The sequence below is a fragment of the Nonomuraea sp. NPDC049400 genome (genome assembly GCF_044466425.1).
Lineage (GTDB): Bacteria > Actinomycetota > Actinomycetes > Streptosporangiales > Streptosporangiaceae > Nonomuraea.
This window is the reverse complement of sequence record NZ_JBITMP010000099.1, coordinates 1-15,822: the sequence shown is the minus strand read 5'-3', so window position 1 is coordinate 15,822 and position 15,822 is coordinate 1. Positions and strand designations below refer to the sequence as shown.

12 protein-coding genes are annotated in these 15,822 nt (G+C 68.3%); 6 read left to right on the top strand and 6 right to left on the bottom strand.

Features of this window, described 5'->3' with window-relative positions:
• Positions 1–201 precede the first annotated feature (201 nt).
• Both ACIBVN_RS58715 and ACIBVN_RS58710 read right to left on the bottom strand, forming a co-directional pair.
• A complete protein-coding gene (locus ACIBVN_RS58715) occupies positions 202–1,599 on the bottom strand; it encodes an FAD-binding oxidoreductase (RefSeq protein WP_397151288.1) in 1,398 nt (465 codons plus the stop codon).
• 271 nt (positions 1,600–1,870) lie between these two features.
• The gene (locus ACIBVN_RS58710) at positions 1,871–2,455 is read right to left on the bottom strand and encodes a hypothetical protein (RefSeq protein WP_397151286.1); all 585 of its coding nucleotides are present in this window, start codon (positions 2,453–2,455) and stop codon (positions 1,871–1,873) included.
• A gap of 285 nt (positions 2,456–2,740) precedes the next feature.
• On the opposite strand from ACIBVN_RS58710, the gene ACIBVN_RS58705 reads away from it, so the two are divergent.
• Positions 2,741–3,949 carry an FAD-dependent oxidoreductase gene (locus ACIBVN_RS58705; RefSeq protein ID WP_397151284.1) on the top strand — a complete coding sequence of 403 codons (1,209 nt, stop codon included), beginning with the start codon at positions 2,741–2,743 and terminating at the stop codon, positions 3,947–3,949.
• 29 nt (positions 3,950–3,978) lie between these two features.
• Positions 3,979–5,601 (top strand): thiamine pyrophosphate-binding protein, encoded by a 1,623-nt coding sequence (locus ACIBVN_RS58700; protein WP_397151282.1) that lies wholly within the window; start codon positions 3,979–3,981, stop codon positions 5,599–5,601.
• A 462-nt stretch (positions 5,602–6,063) separates the two neighbouring features.
• Here the strand turns inward: ACIBVN_RS58700 and ACIBVN_RS58695 are convergent, their stop codons facing one another.
• Positions 6,064–6,522, bottom strand: coding sequence for a winged helix-turn-helix transcriptional regulator (locus ACIBVN_RS58695; protein WP_397151280.1), 459 nt, complete (start codon positions 6,520–6,522; stop codon positions 6,064–6,066).
• Here ACIBVN_RS58695 and ACIBVN_RS58690 point away from each other — a divergent pair.
• The 3 genes from ACIBVN_RS58690 to ACIBVN_RS58680 all read left to right on the top strand — a co-directional run bounded on the left by ACIBVN_RS58690 (position 6,506) and on the right by ACIBVN_RS58680 (position 10,073).
• A complete protein-coding gene (locus ACIBVN_RS58690; protein ID WP_397151278.1) occupies positions 6,506–7,798 on the top strand; it encodes an MFS transporter in 1,293 nt (430 codons plus the stop codon). The two genes, ACIBVN_RS58695 and ACIBVN_RS58690, sit on opposite strands and share 17 nt — an antisense overlap.
• Positions 7,799–8,143: 345 nt before the next feature.
• Positions 8,144–8,722 carry a dihydrofolate reductase family protein gene (locus ACIBVN_RS58685; RefSeq protein ID WP_397151276.1) on the top strand — a complete coding sequence of 193 codons (579 nt, stop codon included), beginning with the start codon at positions 8,144–8,146 and terminating at the stop codon, positions 8,720–8,722.
• A gap of 577 nt (positions 8,723–9,299) precedes the next feature.
• Positions 9,300–10,073: an SDR family oxidoreductase gene (locus tag ACIBVN_RS58680; protein ID WP_397151274.1), complete on the top strand. Its 774-nt coding sequence runs from the start codon at positions 9,300–9,302 to the stop codon at positions 10,071–10,073.
• A gap of 352 nt (positions 10,074–10,425) precedes the next feature.
• Here ACIBVN_RS58680 and ACIBVN_RS58675 read toward each other — a convergent pair whose 3' ends face one another.
• The 3 genes from ACIBVN_RS58675 to ACIBVN_RS58665 all read right to left on the bottom strand — a co-directional run bounded on the left by ACIBVN_RS58675 (position 10,426) and on the right by ACIBVN_RS58665 (position 14,439).
• Positions 10,426–11,382 (bottom strand): TIGR01777 family oxidoreductase, encoded by a 957-nt coding sequence (locus ACIBVN_RS58675; RefSeq protein WP_397151272.1) that lies wholly within the window; start codon positions 11,380–11,382, stop codon positions 10,426–10,428.
• Positions 11,383–11,561: 179 nt separating this feature from the next.
• Positions 11,562–13,301 (bottom strand): CBM35 domain-containing protein, encoded by a 1,740-nt coding sequence (locus ACIBVN_RS58670; protein ID WP_397151270.1) that lies wholly within the window; start codon positions 13,299–13,301, stop codon positions 11,562–11,564.
• A 91-nt stretch (positions 13,302–13,392) separates the two neighbouring features.
• Entirely contained in the window at positions 13,393–14,439 is a 1,047-nt protein-coding gene (locus ACIBVN_RS58665) for a glycosyl hydrolase 53 family protein (protein WP_397151268.1), read from the bottom strand.
• An 834-nt stretch (positions 14,440–15,273) separates the two neighbouring features.
• Between ACIBVN_RS58665 and ACIBVN_RS58660 the strand changes: the two genes are divergently transcribed.
• The coding region (locus ACIBVN_RS58660) for a DUF6461 domain-containing protein (RefSeq protein WP_397151266.1) at positions 15,274–15,822 on the top strand (549 nt) is incomplete at its 3' end.

The window sequence follows — 15,822 nt, the reverse complement described above, 5'->3', positions numbered from 1 at the left end:
AAGGCTCAGGTCGAGGCCGAGTTCGAGGAACTGTCCGAAGAGCCGACGGCCGGCGGCTTCCCGGTGCCGCCGCTCGATCTGCCGCACTACCACGGCGTGTCCCGGCCGTGAGCGCCTGGGACAGGACGCGTCAGCATCGCGGCGAACGCTTCGGCGGCCCCCCGAGACCGTACGTCAGGCGGCCGCCGATACACCGGACGTTTATCGCGGGCCAGGATCGTCGGCAGTGGCGGGCGGAACGTTCTGGTTGAGCCGGAAAAGGTTGTCGGGATCCCAGCTTCGCTTGAGTTGGGCGAGCCGATGGTAGTTCTCGCCGTAGGCCCGGCGGACCCCCTCAGAACCCTCGTCGGCGAGGTGGTTGACCTCCACCCCGATGGCCCATGACCGTGTCTCCGCCCACAAGCGGTCAGCCCACTCGATGTGCCTGTGCGGGTTCTCGTCGTCCGCTGCCCAGGCCGCCCCGATCTCCAGGCAGTAGGACGCCTCCCGGTGCCGGAAGGCGGTGGCGTCGGCCGCGACTCGCGCCACCGCGCCACCCATCGGCAGCAGAAGTACACCGTTGTCCGGCGAGCTCAGCCTGCCGCCGTGCTCGATCATTGCCGCGATGAGCTCCTCGGTTATCGCACCGCCCAGGTGAGAGCGCATGTGATAGGGCGTGGGCCGGCCCTGCGCGTCGAAGATGTGCTGCAGTGTCTCGAACGTCGTCGGTTCGACCAGGTCGGCGAACGGCCTGCCGAACCCGCGCACCGGCGCGAGCTCGCGCTCCCCATCGGCGAGGGGCCCGGCGTAACACATCGCCAGCGCGAGCACCGGCTTCCCGTGCAGTTCCTGAGGAACGAACGGCGCCGGCGGACCGGCGAGGATCGCCGATGCCACATTGACCTCGTCGGGGGCGCTCTGGCCGTACGCGGCGAGGAAGCGCAGCACCTCGGCGGCGTCCTCCAACCGGTGCAGGACCATCCCGCCGAGCAGCCGGTCGACCGGGTGCAGGCGCAGGGTGAACTCGAGGACGATCCCGAGATTGCCGCCGCCGCCCCGCAGGCCCCAGTAGAGGTCTTGATTCTCGTCGGCGCTCGCGCGGACGACCTTCCCCGAAGCGGTCAGTACGTCGGCCGCGACGAGGTTGTCGCAGGCGAGCCCGAAGACCCGCGCGAACCACCCGTTGCCCCCTCCGAGCGTCAGCCCGGCGACGCCCACGTCGGCGACGTGCCCGCCGACCGGCGCGAGGCCGTGCCGCGCGGCAGCCGCGGTGAGCTCACCCCACCGCACACCGGGGCCGACGTCGGCCGTCCGCCGCTCTGCGTCGACGACGATCTGCTTCATCGGGCCCAGGTCCAGGACCAAGCCGCCCTCCGTCGTCGAGAAGCCGGGGAAGCTGTGCCCGCCGCCGCGCACGGCGAGCTCGAGGCCGGTGTCACGGGCGACCGCCAGTGCCGAGACGGCATCGTTCCTGGTCCGGCAGCGTGCGATGGCAGCGGGTCTGCGGTCGATCCGTTGGTTCCAAACGCGGCGGGAGGAGTCGTAACCGGCGTCCCCGGGCCGGATCACCTCGCCGTCGAAGCCGTCAGCCAATGCGCGTAACGCGTCGTCAGGCGTCAACCTGGTTCTCCCGTCAACGTGGATTCTGGAATCGCTACTTACCCATCCGAAGAAGATCTCAAGACGGGTGCCGGACCGGGGCGTCCTGCCCTGATCGTCCACTTGGGGGCTTCCCCGGCCCCGCCCGCTGCACCCGGTGTGTCGTCAGCAGTCGCAGGGGAGACGATGGCCGACGACGCCAAGCGGTTCTCCACGTACGTGCCGATCGTCGTGTCGCCGGCGTTCGGCGTGCTCGGCATCGTGCCGAAGACGTGGGCTTGACGAGCGGGGATCATCGTGTGCTGCCGAAGCGGCGCAGGACGTAGTTGCCGCTCCCCCAGAGGCTGTGCGGCTGGCGGTCGCTCGGGCAGACGTTGCCGGTGTACAAGCTGTTGCTGACGGCGTCCCAGAGTCCGTTGCACTTGACACAAAAGCGCCAGCCGGAGAAGCCGCCGGGCCGGTCTCTGTTGGTGATGTCCTCCAGGACGTAGTTCGCCGAGGTGGCGTTCGCGCCGATCGTCCAATGGCCTGTGCCTGGCTGCCCATCCCGAGGGGCGGGGCATGCGCCGAAGGTGCTGTTGCCGAAGAACCAGAGCGCCTGGCACCGCCCGCACCACCGCCAGCCGGGTTGCCCGGCTCCGCCGTCTTCGATGGTCTTCACCATCCAGTCGATACCGAGGAAGTGGTGTACGTCGCCCGCCGGGCAGCTGCCCCGGGTGCCGTTCCCGGTGAACCAGAGGATGCGGCACCGGGTGCAGGTGCCCCACAGGTGTTGAGCGGCGTGGGCGGGTTGCGCGGTGACGGCAAACCCGCCGAGCGTGGCAAGCGATGCCCCTGCGGCCAGCCGCAATGCTGCGCGACGTCCGATGTTCGCCATTCGGATTCCCCCTCAGGTTCTTCGCGAGCGTCGTGACAGTTGGACGCCTGTCAATCACGCAAAGTTGCCGCTGTCTGTTGTCCGGATGCGGACACGGCGCGCTCGGAACGTCCGGACCCGGACGGTGATGGTGCTGGAGCCGGGTGAGCCGCTCGAGCTGATGCTGACGTCCCGCCAGGACCGCGGCAGGAGCATCTGCGGCGGATATCCTTTTTATCCGCTTATTTCGACACGCCTCAGGTGATGTATGTGGCATATCGCTCAAAGCGATCTCGCGAAAACAGCATGCGGCAGGTCAAAGCCTGGTTTCCGGTGAGTCCGCCATCACCATCAGGGGTAGACACTCGGATGGACAGCCTTCCAGAAGGTAATTGGAGCGTTGACAGGATGCCATCCGAGCGCGCGAATGCCGTACCAAATCTACCCACCCCAAATTTTGCTTTTGATCCAGATGTGCCGTGTGCGTGCATCGCGGGAGTCAGGCCTTACCGCGAAGGTTCCTATCGGCTCGACACCGAGCTGTCGTCCGGCAAGTTCATCGTGCACAATTACGGTCACGGTGGCGCCGGCATCACGCTGAGCTGGGGCTGCGCCGCCAAGGTGAAGGAGATCGTCCAGCACCGCATCACGACGTCGCATGACACGGAGGTCGCGGTGCTCGGGGCCGGCGTCATGGGGCTGACCGCCGCCACCCGGCTGCGCGAGCTCGGCCTCAAGGTCACGATCTATGCGCACCGCAGGCCGGTGCAGACCACGTCGTTCAAGGCCGGTGGTCAGTGGGCCGTGTCCGTCGTCGCGCACGAAGGCAAGGACAACGAGCTCAAGGACATCATCAAGACCTCCTACACGACCTTCAAGAACAGCATCGGCAAGGGCTTCGGCGTCTCCGAGGTGCCCAACTTCAGCAGGAGAAGGACGCCGGGCCTCGAACTCGTGGAGCAACTCGTGCCCGGGCTGCTGCCGGCCCGCGTCTCGCTGGACCGGCTGCCGTTCGAAGGGCACACCCAGCCGGGCTTCAAATATACGACGCTGCTGGTCGAGACACCCATTTTCCTGCCTCGGCTGGAACGCGACCTGAAGGCCGCCGCCGTCACATTCGTGCACCGTAAATTCCTGGCCAAGGAAGAGGTGCTCACGTCGTTGCCGGAAAAGCTCATCGTCAATTGCACCGGGCTGGGTGCGAAAAGGCTGTGGAAAGACGAGAAAGTGGTCCCGATCCAAGGGCAGCTCGCGATGTTGCCGGCGCAGCCCGAGCTGAAATATCTCTACGGCCAGGACGGCTACATGTTCCCGCGCTCCGATCACGTCGTCATCGGCGCCACGTTCGAGGAGTGCTCGGACAGCGAGGTGGCCGAGCCGGACCTGTGCAAGACCCTGGTCCGGCACATGGCCTCGCTGTTCGGCCAGGCGGTGCCCGTGGCGATGCCCGACTTCCACATTCACCACCCGAGCAACGCGCGGCTGGTCAACCCGCCGCTGCCCGTCACCGTCTGAGCCGTCTGAGCCGCACCGCAGGGATGACCATGGTCTTCACCGTCGCCGACTACATTCTGAAACGGCTGAGCCAGCAGCGGGTCGACACGCTGTTCGGCGTGCCGGCGGCCTTCTGCGCGCCGCTGTTCGACGCGGTGGGCGCGCACAACATCAAGCCGGTCGTCACCGCAAGCGACCTCGAAGCCGGTTACGCGGCGGACGGCTACGCGCGGACGAAGGGTCTGGGCGCGGTCGCGGTGGCCAACGGCGTAGGCACGCTGAGCATGCTGAACGCCATCGCCGGAGCCTTCGTCGAACGCAGCCCGGTCGTCGTCATCAACGGCGGTCCGAACACCCGCAACCTCAACAACCTGAAGGACTTCGACGTCCTGTTCTCGCACTCCACCGGCCAGCCCGACGCCGACCTGGCCGCGTACAAGCTCGTCACCGCGACCGCGGCGCGCGCCGGCCAGGCTTCAGAAGTGCCCACTCTGGTGGACAACGCGATCGCGACCGCGGTCAAGAAGAAACGGCCGGTCTACATCGAGATCAACCGGGATATCTGGAACCTGGCCTGTCCCATGCCGAGCGGGCCGCTGTCAGTGAGCAATCCCGCGGCAGGCACCGAGACGCAACTCGCGACGACGATCGTCGGGCTCATCCGCAACGCGACGTCGCCGCTCATTCTCGTCGGCACCGAGATCCAGCGTTACGGACTCGCGGACAAGGTCGCCGAGCTGATCGCGAAGCTCGGGATACGCTGGTCGAGCCAGCTGCTCGCGAAGTCGGCGCTGGCCGAGCAGGGCAACGGCTGGGTCGGGGTGTACGCCCCGCCCAACTCGACCCCCGCCGCCGCGAACGCCGTCGAACAGGCCGACCTGCTCGTGATGCTCGGCTGCGTCTTCCCGAGCGGCTTCGCGCGACTGGTGACGAGCGCCGGCAACCGCATCGTCTCAGCCTATGACGGCAAGGTGAGAATCAAGGGCGGCCCCAAACAGAACGCGGAAATCGGTGCCCTTGTCACGGCACTCGTCACCGAAGCCGCAAAGGCGCCGCCGGCGCTCGTACCCGCCGCGGTGGACCCGCCCCCGCCCGCGCCGGCGGCGGGCCCGTTGACCTATCGCCAGGTGTTCGAGCGCGTCGGCGCCGCGCTGGACAGTTCCTGGCTCGTGGTCCCCGACACGTTCATCGGCATCTCCTCGGCCGCGAACCTGCCGGTGAAGGGGCGCGACTCGTTCATGTGCGGCGCCGTGTGGGCCTCCATCGGGCATTCGGTGGCCGCCGCGGTGGGGGCGTCGTTCGGGTCGAGCAGGCGACCGCTGGTCATCTGCGGCGACGGCGGCTTCCACATGACCGCGCAGGCGCTGTCCACGATCGTGCGATACGGGCGCAACCCGGTCTTCGTCGTCATCGACAACGGCATCTACGCCTTCGAGCAGTTCCTCATCGACGACACGTATTTCAGCAATCCCAACGCGCAGCCGAAACCGTACGTGGTGCTCAATCGGTGGGACTTCGTCAAGTTCGCGAACGGACTCGGCCTGCAGTCCGCTCAGGCGGTCAGCACCGCGGCAGCTTTCGACACGGCGCTCGGTACGGCGAAGGCGTCCAACGCCCCGGCCCTGATCGTCGCGAGGGTCGATCCGCATGACCTGCCGGCCGAGCTTTCCTAGAGGCCGGGTACGGCGAGATCCTCGCCCATCTGACCGTCCACGCCGGCACCCGCGCCACCGCCTCCCTCACCCCTGAGGACTACGCCGAGGTGATGGACCGGTGGGCCGACGCGGTGGCCGCCACGTGGAACCGGCACCTGGCCGCGCTGTTACTACATGGGGTCCAGCGGCAGGATCTGCCGGCCACCGATCCGGCACGCCGCCTGACCCGGCGCAAGACCGCCCGCCGCGGCGACCGCGTCATCCCGCAGGCCCGGCTGGAGAAGTTGTTCGCCGCCGACCGACACTCGCTGCGGGAACGGGTCCTATGGCGGCTCCTCTATGAGACGGCAGTCAGAGCCGAGGAAATGCTCTCGCTCGACGTCGGTGACGCCGACCTCGAGTTCCGCTGGCCGACTCCTCTGACGGGCGCGTGGGTGGCGGGGTGTCTGCCAGGTCTGAAGGCGCGCCGAGGGTCTGCTTCTATCGGGTCTTCCGCACGTGGGTGGTGTCGGTGTCGAGGAGGGTGCCGTCGGCGCTGGTCGGCGCGATTTCCGGCACAGGGGTGCCGTGCTGGTCGACAAGGGTGGAGTGGGTCTCGCCGGGGGCGAAGGCGTGGCGTTCTCCCCACTGTCGCAGGGTGAGGATGACTGGGAAGAGGTCACGGCCGGCGTCGGTGAGCACGTATTCCTGGCGGCGGCCCGATGGTGCGGTGCGCTGGGCGAGGAGTCCGTGAGTGATGAGCTTGCGGAGGCGATCGGTGAGGATGTTGCGTGCGATGCCCGTCCGTCGCTGGAACTCGGTGAACGATCGTGCCCCGTCCATCGCGTCGCGGATGACGAGAAGGCTCCACCTGTCGCCGACGAGGTCGAGCGTGCGGGCGACGGGGCACTCGGGGTCGGTCCAGCCGGAGTCCGGAGCCTGCGTGACGGTGCGCGACATGACACCTCCCGATGAGTTGCAGATTGAAACCATCATGCCCTACGGTCAAATTGGTTGCAATCTGCTACTGATTGGAGTTGTAATGGACGTGTGGCGGCGGTTGCTGCTCGCGGTGGTGTGTGGTGTCGCGGTGGCGAGCATCTATGCCGCGCAACCGGTTCTGGAGCCGATGGGGCGCGATCTCGGTGTGCCGGCAGAGCTCACTGGGTGGATCGTCGCGACCGGCCAGATCGGCTATCTGGCAGGGCTGGTGCTGCTGGTGCCGCTTGGCGATGTGGTCGACAGGCGCCGGCTCATCGCCGTGCACCTGGCGCTCACCGCAGTGGGCATGATCCTGACGGCCTCGGCGTCAGCCGCATGGGTGGCGTTCGTGGGGCTCGCGGCGGCTGGGGTGTTCGCGGTCGTGGTGCAGACCACGGTGGCCTACGCCGCGTCGGTCTCGTTGCCTGCCGAACGCGGACGGAACATCGGTGTCGTGACCTCGGGCGTTGTGGTCGGCATCCTGGGCGCGCGGGTCGTCACCGGCACGCTCGCCGAGGTGTGGGGCTGGCGGAGCGTCTATGCCGTGCTCGCGGTGCTGTCACTCGGGCTCGCGGCCCTCGTCCTCGTCGTACTGCCGTCAGAGGAGCGCCCCAACCGGCCTGCGGGGTACGGGCGGGCCGTCGTCTCGCTCGGCGGACTGTTCCGGCAGCGCATCTTCCTGACGCGCGGGCTCATCGCGTTCTTCTTGTTCGCATCGTTCGGCACCCTGTGGAGCGGACTGTCCCTGCCGCTGGCGGACACGCCGTGGCAGCTGAGCGAGAGCCAGATCGGGCTGTTCGGCGTCGCCGGACTCGCCGGCGCGCTCGGCGCGGCACGCGCGGGACGGTGGGCGGATGCAGGACGGGCGGCCCCGGTCACCGGTCTCGCGCTCACCCTGCTCATCCTCTCGTGGGCAGCGATCGCGCAACTGCCGTGGTCGCTGTGGCTCCTCATCGTCGGAATCGTGGTTCTCGACTTCGCGGTCCAGGCCGTGCATGTGAGCAACCAGCACCTGCTCACCGCCGCGCATCCGGATCGCACCAGCAGCGTCATCGGCAGTTACATGGTCTTCTACTCGCTCGGCTCCGCCCTCGGCGCAGCCGCAACCACCGCCGTCTTCACCACCCACGGCTGGGCGGGCTCCAGTCTCCTCGGGGCCGGGTTCGCGGCCTGCGCGCTGGCCGTCTGGGCGACCGACAGGCGACCACCCCTCGACCGCGCGAACCTCCGATCCGAGAAAGCAGGCACGCGATGACCTCACTTGACCCGCTTGCCGAACCCGGGTTGATCCCGGACGCGGACCGACGCGCCCAGCGTTGACTGGCGGGTATCGGCTCGACAGGTCAAGCGAGGCGAGACCCTGCACGACCACGCCCTCGTCACACGCGCCGCGGAGGCGTACGCCGCGACCCTGCGCCGCGTCCGCGGATGGGCGGCGGTGCTACGCGCCCTCAGCGGCATCCTCATCGGAGAAGCCGGCGTCCACGTTCACGTCATTCCCACTGATTTTCCATCGTGGTGTCGAGACGGCCGGATCGGCTCCGACCTTCTCATGACGGCGCCGGAGGGCGGCGACGGCGGAGCGAAGGGACGGCTCGCGATGAGCAAGGTAGTGCTGGATGTGTCGGTGTCCCTGGACGGGTTCACGGCGGGACCGAACGTCCGGAACGAGGAGCCTATGGGGGACGGCGGCGAACGGCTGCACGAGTGGATGGCCGGGAGCGGGCCGGACGGCGGGGTCGACATCGCCATCCGCCGGCAGGTGGACGCGGCGGTAGGGGCCGCCGTCATCGGACGGCGTACGTTCGACCTCGGCGTGGGCCCGTGGGGCGGCACACCATGGCCCGGCGTCCCGAGCTTCGTGGTCACCCACCGGACCAGGGAGGACCTCCTCGGCGACAACGGCGGGACGTTCGCCTTCGACGGGCTGCAGGCCGCAGTCCGACGTGCCAAGGACGCCGCGGGGGACAAGGACGTCCTGGTGCTGGGTGCGGACGTCGCCCGGCAGTTGCTCAGGGCGGGCCTGCTCGACGAGGTATGGCTCCACCTCGTCCCCGTGCTGTTGGGGGCGGGCACGCCGCTGTTCGCCGGGGAGCGGGGCGAACTGATCCAGGAGGGGAAACCCGTCGCAGGAACCGTGTCGGTGACCCACCTGCGCTACCGCGTCCTCAAGCCCTGACGCCCTTGACGTTCACTGCCTCGCAGCGCGACCCTGATGGGGCCGATTGGTTCAGCACGATCGCGATGGCGGTCACAGCTGCCACCACGAGTCCGACCACGGCGAGCATGACCGCGCGTTTCGACACCCCGAACACCTCCGAACGCGACCGCACGTGACACTGTGCGCGCTCCGCGGTGGGACCGGTCCCGACACAGCCCGGCCCGCCCATGACGACGACCCGCGCCACGCGGGGCCTGCGCAACACCACGCACTTCCCTCTGTGGGCCACCGCGGTCGCGCTGGGAAGCGGCGACATGGCGCACTTGGCCGCCGGCACCGCGACTGACTCCGCTGGCGACCGGCGTTGACGAGCGGGCGGCCGCGACGACCGCCTGGGCGGATCCGCCCGAGCAGCTTCGGGTGTCCTCGGTGAGGAACGCGGACACCCGACATCGCGTCTGGAACCCAGTCAGTTGACGGATTCGTCCATTCGGCCCCGGGTCTACTATCTATGACTTGCGATCTGGTCTGAATGTCATGCTTTCGTCAGGCATGGCGCTGGACGCGGGTCCACGAGGGACTGGGGGGCGTTGTTGTGAGCGGATTGGTCCTGGTGACCGGGGCGACCGGCAGGCTGGGCAAGGCGTTGCTGCCGCGGCTGGCCGAGGCCGGGTTCGACGTGCGCGGGATGAGCCGCAGCCCTCGCTCCGGGGACGAGGTCCGCTGGACGGTGGCGGACCTGACGACCGGTCAGGGCCTGGCCGAGGCGCTGCGCGGGGTCGACGTGGTGGTGCATCTGGCCTCGGCGCCGTACAAGGGCAAGTACACCGAGCGGGTCGAGGTGGATGGCACCCGGCGGCTCTGCGAAGCGGCCCGTGCGGCGGACGTCGGGCATCTGCTCTACACCTCGATCATCGGTGCGGACCAGATCCCATGGGGCTATTTCGGTACGAAGGTGCGCACAGAGGAGATCGTCAAGTCGGCCCAGGTGCCGTGGTCGATCGTGCGGGCCGCGCAGTTCCACGAATTCCTGGACCAGGCGTTCGGACTGGCGGCGCGTACCGGGCTGATGATCGCCGACCCCGGCATCAAGGCGCAGCCGGTCGATGTGCGTGATGTGGCGGACCTGCTCGTGCGGCGTATCCAGGAGGGCCCCACGAGCCGGACGGAGGATTTCGGCGGGCCGGAGGTGCTGGCCCTCGATGAGGCCGTCCGGCAATGGCTGGACGCGAGGCGCAAGAGGCGGCCCATCGTGCGCGTGAAACTTCCCGGCAAGCTCGGCGCCGCCTTCCACGGTGGCCACCTCGCCACCCGTTCCACCCCCACGGGCACGATCACCTGGAAGCGATACCTGCAAGAGAGGTCTTGAGCACCGCCAAGCAACCACGAGGGCAACTCGGTCAGACGGGACTTGGTCCTGCTCATTGGGCGAGCAAAACGAACAGGCGGTGATCAATCGACTGCCTCGTGGACGTTCGTGCCGGCAGGGGGGAGCCCTGGTGCTGCGTGTTGCCCGGCAGGAGACGCCATGGCCCGCCGGGTCCGCGAAGGCCGGCTCAGCCGACTGCTGCTGCGGCGCCGCTCCTCGTGCGGCCGCCCGTGACCGGCGCGGGAGGGTCGTAACGCTCAATACGCGACAGATGGGGCGCGATCCCGGGTCCGGCGGTGCGGGAGTGGAATGCGGCTGCCCGGCTGGGCAAGCTCGTCGCATCTCGGAAGGCTCACATGGTGGATCCAGGCCCGCCGCGCAGGCGTCGCACGAGGTCGTCGGCGGCCTCCGGCCACTGTGGATAGTCGAAGGCGAAGCCTGCTTCGAGCAGGCGGCCAGGGACGACGCGACGGCTTTTCAACAGCAGTTCGGTGTCCGTGCGCAGCACGAACGCGCCGAGCTCGGCCATCCACTTTGTCGCGGGCAGGCCCACCGGAGCGCCCCACGCGGCGCGCAGCACGCGCATGAACGTGCGTTGCGGTAACGGAGTGGGAGCGGCGAGGTTCACCGGCCCGGCGAGGCCGTCCCGGTCGACCAGGAACTCGACGGCACGGACGAAGTCGCGGTCATGGATCCAGGACACGTACTGCGCGCCGCCGGCGACCGGGCCGCCAAGTCCGAGGCGCGCGAGCCGCAGCAAGGCGTCGAAGACGCCGCCACGGTCGGGGCTCATCACCATGGCAGCGCGCATGCTGACCTTGCGCGTGTGCGGGGTCTCGGCTTGCTCCTGCGCCCGCTCCCACGCTTTCGCGATCTCAACGCTGTAGGCCCAGTAGCCTGGCACGCCCGGTTCGGTGCCGCCGAGCACGCCGGTCGCCTCGTCGTTGGGGGCGTCGAAGCGGTGGGCGTAGACGGTGGCGGTGCTCATCTGCAACCAGACCCGGGGAGGCCGAACGGCGGCCGCGACCGCCTCACCCACCACCCGGGCGGAACGCACCCGCGAATCCATCATGGCCCGCAGATTGTCCGGCGTGTAGCGACAGTTGACACTGCGTCCGGCCAGGTTGATCACGACGTCGCTGCCGTCGATCTCCTTCGCCCATGGGCCAAGTGTCTCGGCATCCCAGCGGACGTCGCGCTCGCGCACCGGCCGCCTGGTCAGGATCACAACGTCATGGCCTGCGGCGGTCAGCGCGCGACTGAGGATGGTGCCTACCTGCCCGGTTCCCCCGGGTATCACGATCTTCATCTGGCTCTCCCCAAAGGTGAGTGGGGCAAGCCTAGCGCGACTGGCTGAACATGTTCAAAAGTCGCGATGATGGACCCCCATGCCGATCGCGTCTGAGCTTCTCTCCCGTCCCCCACGGATGCACACGCTTCGGTGAGTCCTGCGGAGGACGGGAGTGACAGTCATCTGGAAACTGGAGGTCAGGCAGGCGCGGCGCCGATGTCGAGGTAGTCGACGTTGGGGAGTCCGGCAGCGGTGGTCGGAGCCAGCCGGATGGTGTTGCTGCCGGCGTTGAGCGAGGCGGTCAGGGCCTTGGTGGTCCATGTCGTCCATGTGCCGGTGGATTCGAAGGAGACCGTCGCCACCGTGGATCCGTTGACGATCAGGTTCGCCGGGCGTGCGGTGCCGCTGGTGTGGCCGTTGGCGAACCGGATTCCCAGCGTCGCGGTGCCGGCCGCTGACGCGTTCACCGTGAACTGGGCGTAGGCGCCCACAGCGGCATTGCCGTTGCAGAATCCGGTGCCGGAGAAGCCGGCCTGATTGGAGTCGATCGTGCCCTGACACACCGCCGGCGCGGCCTCCGCCTCGTACCGCTGACCACCAGGCGCCTCGAAGGCGCCGAGATCCGGTGCTGCCCCGTTGTACGGCAGACCGACACTGGTGCCTTTGTCGATCAGGGTGCTGTTCGGCGCGAGGCGGAGATGGGGCAGCACGGGCAGGCTGCCGTCGGCCTGGCGGGGCGCGTCCCAGCCGGACGTCGACACGCTCTGGAACTGGGCGTCCGACAGCGTGACGCCGAGGTTCCAGGAGTTGTACGCGGCGTTCGTGCCGGTCATGTTCGACGTCAGCGTGCCGGTGTAGGCGAGGTTGTTGCGCAGATTGCCCCGGCCGACGGCGGCGCCGCTCGAGTCGACTCCCCGCATGTCGAAGTCGGGGCGGTTTCCATAGCTGGTGTTGTTGAAGAAGTCGTTGGCCAGCGGGTGGTGGTTGGCGTAGAAGCCCGCGGCCTTGTTGGCGAATGCCACCGAGGTGCGGACGATGTGCTTGACGGCGCCGGGGTCGTAGTCGCCGCCGTAGCCACCGGCCTTGAATCCGGCTCCGTTGCCGGCCGACGTGGTCGTCCCCGGCACGTACCCGTTCCGCCATGACCAGGAGTTCTCGATGATGACGGATGAGTAGGCGCTGATCAGGTCGAAACCGTCATCGGCGTTCCACCACGCGCGGCAGCCCCTGAACACGTTCCCGGGATTGCCGGCCGGGATGTGCGCGCCGAAACCGTCGGCGTTCTCGCCGGGCCCGTCCGAGCTGTTCAGGTCGTAGTTGTCATGCGAATCAGAGTTGAGAACGAGGTTGCCGCCCCCGTTCTGGATGAACAGGCCGGGTCCCATGTGGTGATGCGTGTTGATCAGCTCGAAGATGTTGTTGCTGCCGGAAATCCAGATCCCCCAGGACTCGGCGTTCAGGTTGTTGTTCTGCCGCACGCCGGTGACCTCCAGCCCCTTGAGGTGGAGGTAGCTGCCGGTGACATCGAATCCTTTGATCCGGCAGTTGTCCGTCATGCGGGAGAAGTCGAAGATCGGCTTTTCCCCGGGGTAGGCCCAGTAGCGGATCGGGTTGCCTGAGCTGCCGCTCTTGTTCAGGGTGATCGCGTCGACCCTGGCCGTCTGACTCGCGCAGCTGCTGTTCGCGCGGGTATAGGCATAGGTGCCGCCCCGGAAATAGACCGTGTCACCCGCCTGGGCGACGGCCTGCGCATGGGCGATCGACGCCCAGGGAGCGGCCTGCGTCCCCGCCGCGCTGTCACTGCCGTTGGGGGCGACGAAATAGACGTTTCCGGCCGCCGCATTGCTCGCGACCGCCGAACCGGCGGCGATCGCGACGGGGCTCGCCGTGACCAGCGAAATCAGAAGGGCGCGCGTAACGATCAGGGCAGGTCTCATCACTCACTCCACATGACTCAGCAACCGGTGTCGCGGTCCGCGCGCAGCAGCACGAGCGGCAGGGGCGCGGTGGCCTGCCGAGGCGGCACGGTCACACGTTGAGGAATCCGTCCATGGCGGCGGTGGGACGCCGGGTGCTGGGGTCCCAGGCTGAGCTGTTGTAGTTGTTGAACGACGGGTAGCCCTCGGGCTCCCAGAAGAAGGTGCCGAGGCCGCCGAAGCCCTTCAGCCCGGTGATGAACGCCCGCAGCGAGTCGCGCACCTGGGTGGGCTTGTCCACCGGCCCGCCGTACTCGACCTGCATGACCGGCTTGCCGTAGCCGGACTGGATGGTCCGCATGTTGGTGAGGACCGTCGGCACGTTGCCGCCCTGCGCGTACGAGGAGAGCCCCGTGATGTCCCACCGCCCACCGTTGTCCCGGTAGGCGTTGAGGAAGTTCTGGATGCTGCTGAGGTTCTGCGGCTGGGCCAGGTGCACCATCACCGGGGTGCTCGGGAAGACGCGCTTGGACATGTCGTACGCGGCGTTCAGCAGGCCGGTCATCTGGGCCGGTCTGCTGATGCTGCCGGTCGGTTTGCAGATGCCGGAGTTGGTCTCGTTGCCGATCTTCACCCATGCCGGGGTAACGCCGTAGTACTTGATGACGTTGCAGGAGTGGTAGACGTAGTCGTACATGGCGTCGAGCATCTGGCTGTAGGTCATGGTGGCCCAGGCCGCCGGTGGGTTCTGCACGCCGACCGAGTTCCAGGTGTCTCCGAAGTGGAAGCCGAGGAGGACCTGCAGGCCGGCGTTCTTGCACCGCACCGCCAGTTGCGCGGTCTCCTCGATGCTGCAGTGCCCGTTGCCCGGATCGCTGGACGGGTTGACCCAGGTGCGCAGGCTGATCGCGGTGATCCCGTATCCCTTGAGGATGGTGAACAGGTCCTGCCGTTGCCCGGCGCTGTTGTTCCAGTAGTAGCCGTTGGCCTCCATCTGCGGCATCCAGCTGATGTCCGCACCCTTGACGAAGGTCGCGGCCTCTGCCTGCGGCGCTTGGGGAGCGGCGCCCAACGCGAGGGCGCCGGCTCCGGCGGCCGCGCCGAGAAGCACGCTACGCCGCGAGATGGGGGCAGGTGCGGTGGTTTCATTGTCCGCCATGGTGAGACCCTTCCGGTGCGGTGTGGAGCTGCGGTCCGGCCCGCAGACCTTGATGTCGGGGTCGCTTGTCGTCCCGGCATCGAGCCGGTGGAGAGGCCTTCCCGCCAGGCAACCGGACACCGTCGTCCGCGTGCGCCGCGCTGGCGCTGCATCCGCTCTGCCTGCGGCGCGCCGTTGATCGTGATACGTCGGCATGGACGGTTCCTCGAGGTGGGACCCTGTGGCACGGGAGAAGCCCTTGTGGTTGAACCGTTTACAAGAGGGGATGGCACCATGGCATGGGGACTACGTCAACATCTGGGCTTGGTCGAGCGACCGTCGGGAATGCGTTCTCCCTCGTCAAGCTGTGAACTCGCCGGATGAAACTTTCTCGCCGTACGAGGGCGCCGTCTTGACCCGCCGGAGGGTCTGGGTCCTCCCGTTTAAACGGTTACAAGAGCGTGGCCACCGTGGTCTGGAGCAGGCGCACCGTCGTCGGTCCTCACTCTGACGGATGGCCCAAGAGACCTGCGGGAAGCCGAGCGGGTCGAGTACGGCGACGGTGGGGTTGCCGCGGCCGCGCCACATCGGGCACCGACCTCTCGGCCTCCGTGGCCACCGAGGCGGCCGTCCGGCCCAGGGCGCCATAGCCTGCCTGCGTGAGCACTACCGGCGACTGCTGAGCAGCACGCAGTGGCTAGGTGTGGGCATGTGCTGGACGGCAGTGGTCCCCGACGACGGGCGAGCGCTCACCCTGGACCAGATCGCCGCCCGGCTCGCCGGGGACACGCCCTACCGGCTGCAGGAGCCGGCGCCGCTTGACGCCATCGGACCGCCGAACGCGACGCTTACCCCGTGCTTGTCGACCGGTGCGGCTCGACCACTGTTCTCTTCGAGTGGGACCATCTCGGGGCAAGCCCCGCTGGGCTCCGGCGGCTCAGTGAGGGGGCGCGTGTCTACAGCGCCTGGTGGAACGTCAACGCCAACAATCTGCTGAGTTTCGCGGCCGGAGGCGAGCACGTCCTGGCGATCGACGCGCTCTTCCCCGGGCGCCAGGACCACCATGCCGGCTTGGCCCGATGGCCCGAGCTGCAGGCCATGACGGACTTCTTCGCCGCTCCCGAGCCTGAGGACCTCGACGAGGACGAGGACGACCTCGATGACCGCGCCGACTACGACTGGCGGGCCGCCTGCCTCGCAGTCATCGACCGCACCACCGGGGCGCGGCTGACCGGCGAGTGGCTGGAGCAGCCGCATCCCTACATGACGGTCCGCATACCCGACGCGACCCCGTCCGCGCTCAACGACACCACCGCGCCGCTGGCGGACCTGCTTGCGGCCGGCCAGCGCCACGGTGTCACCGCCGCCGAATGGAACGAGGACGGGGAGAACGATCTGACGCAG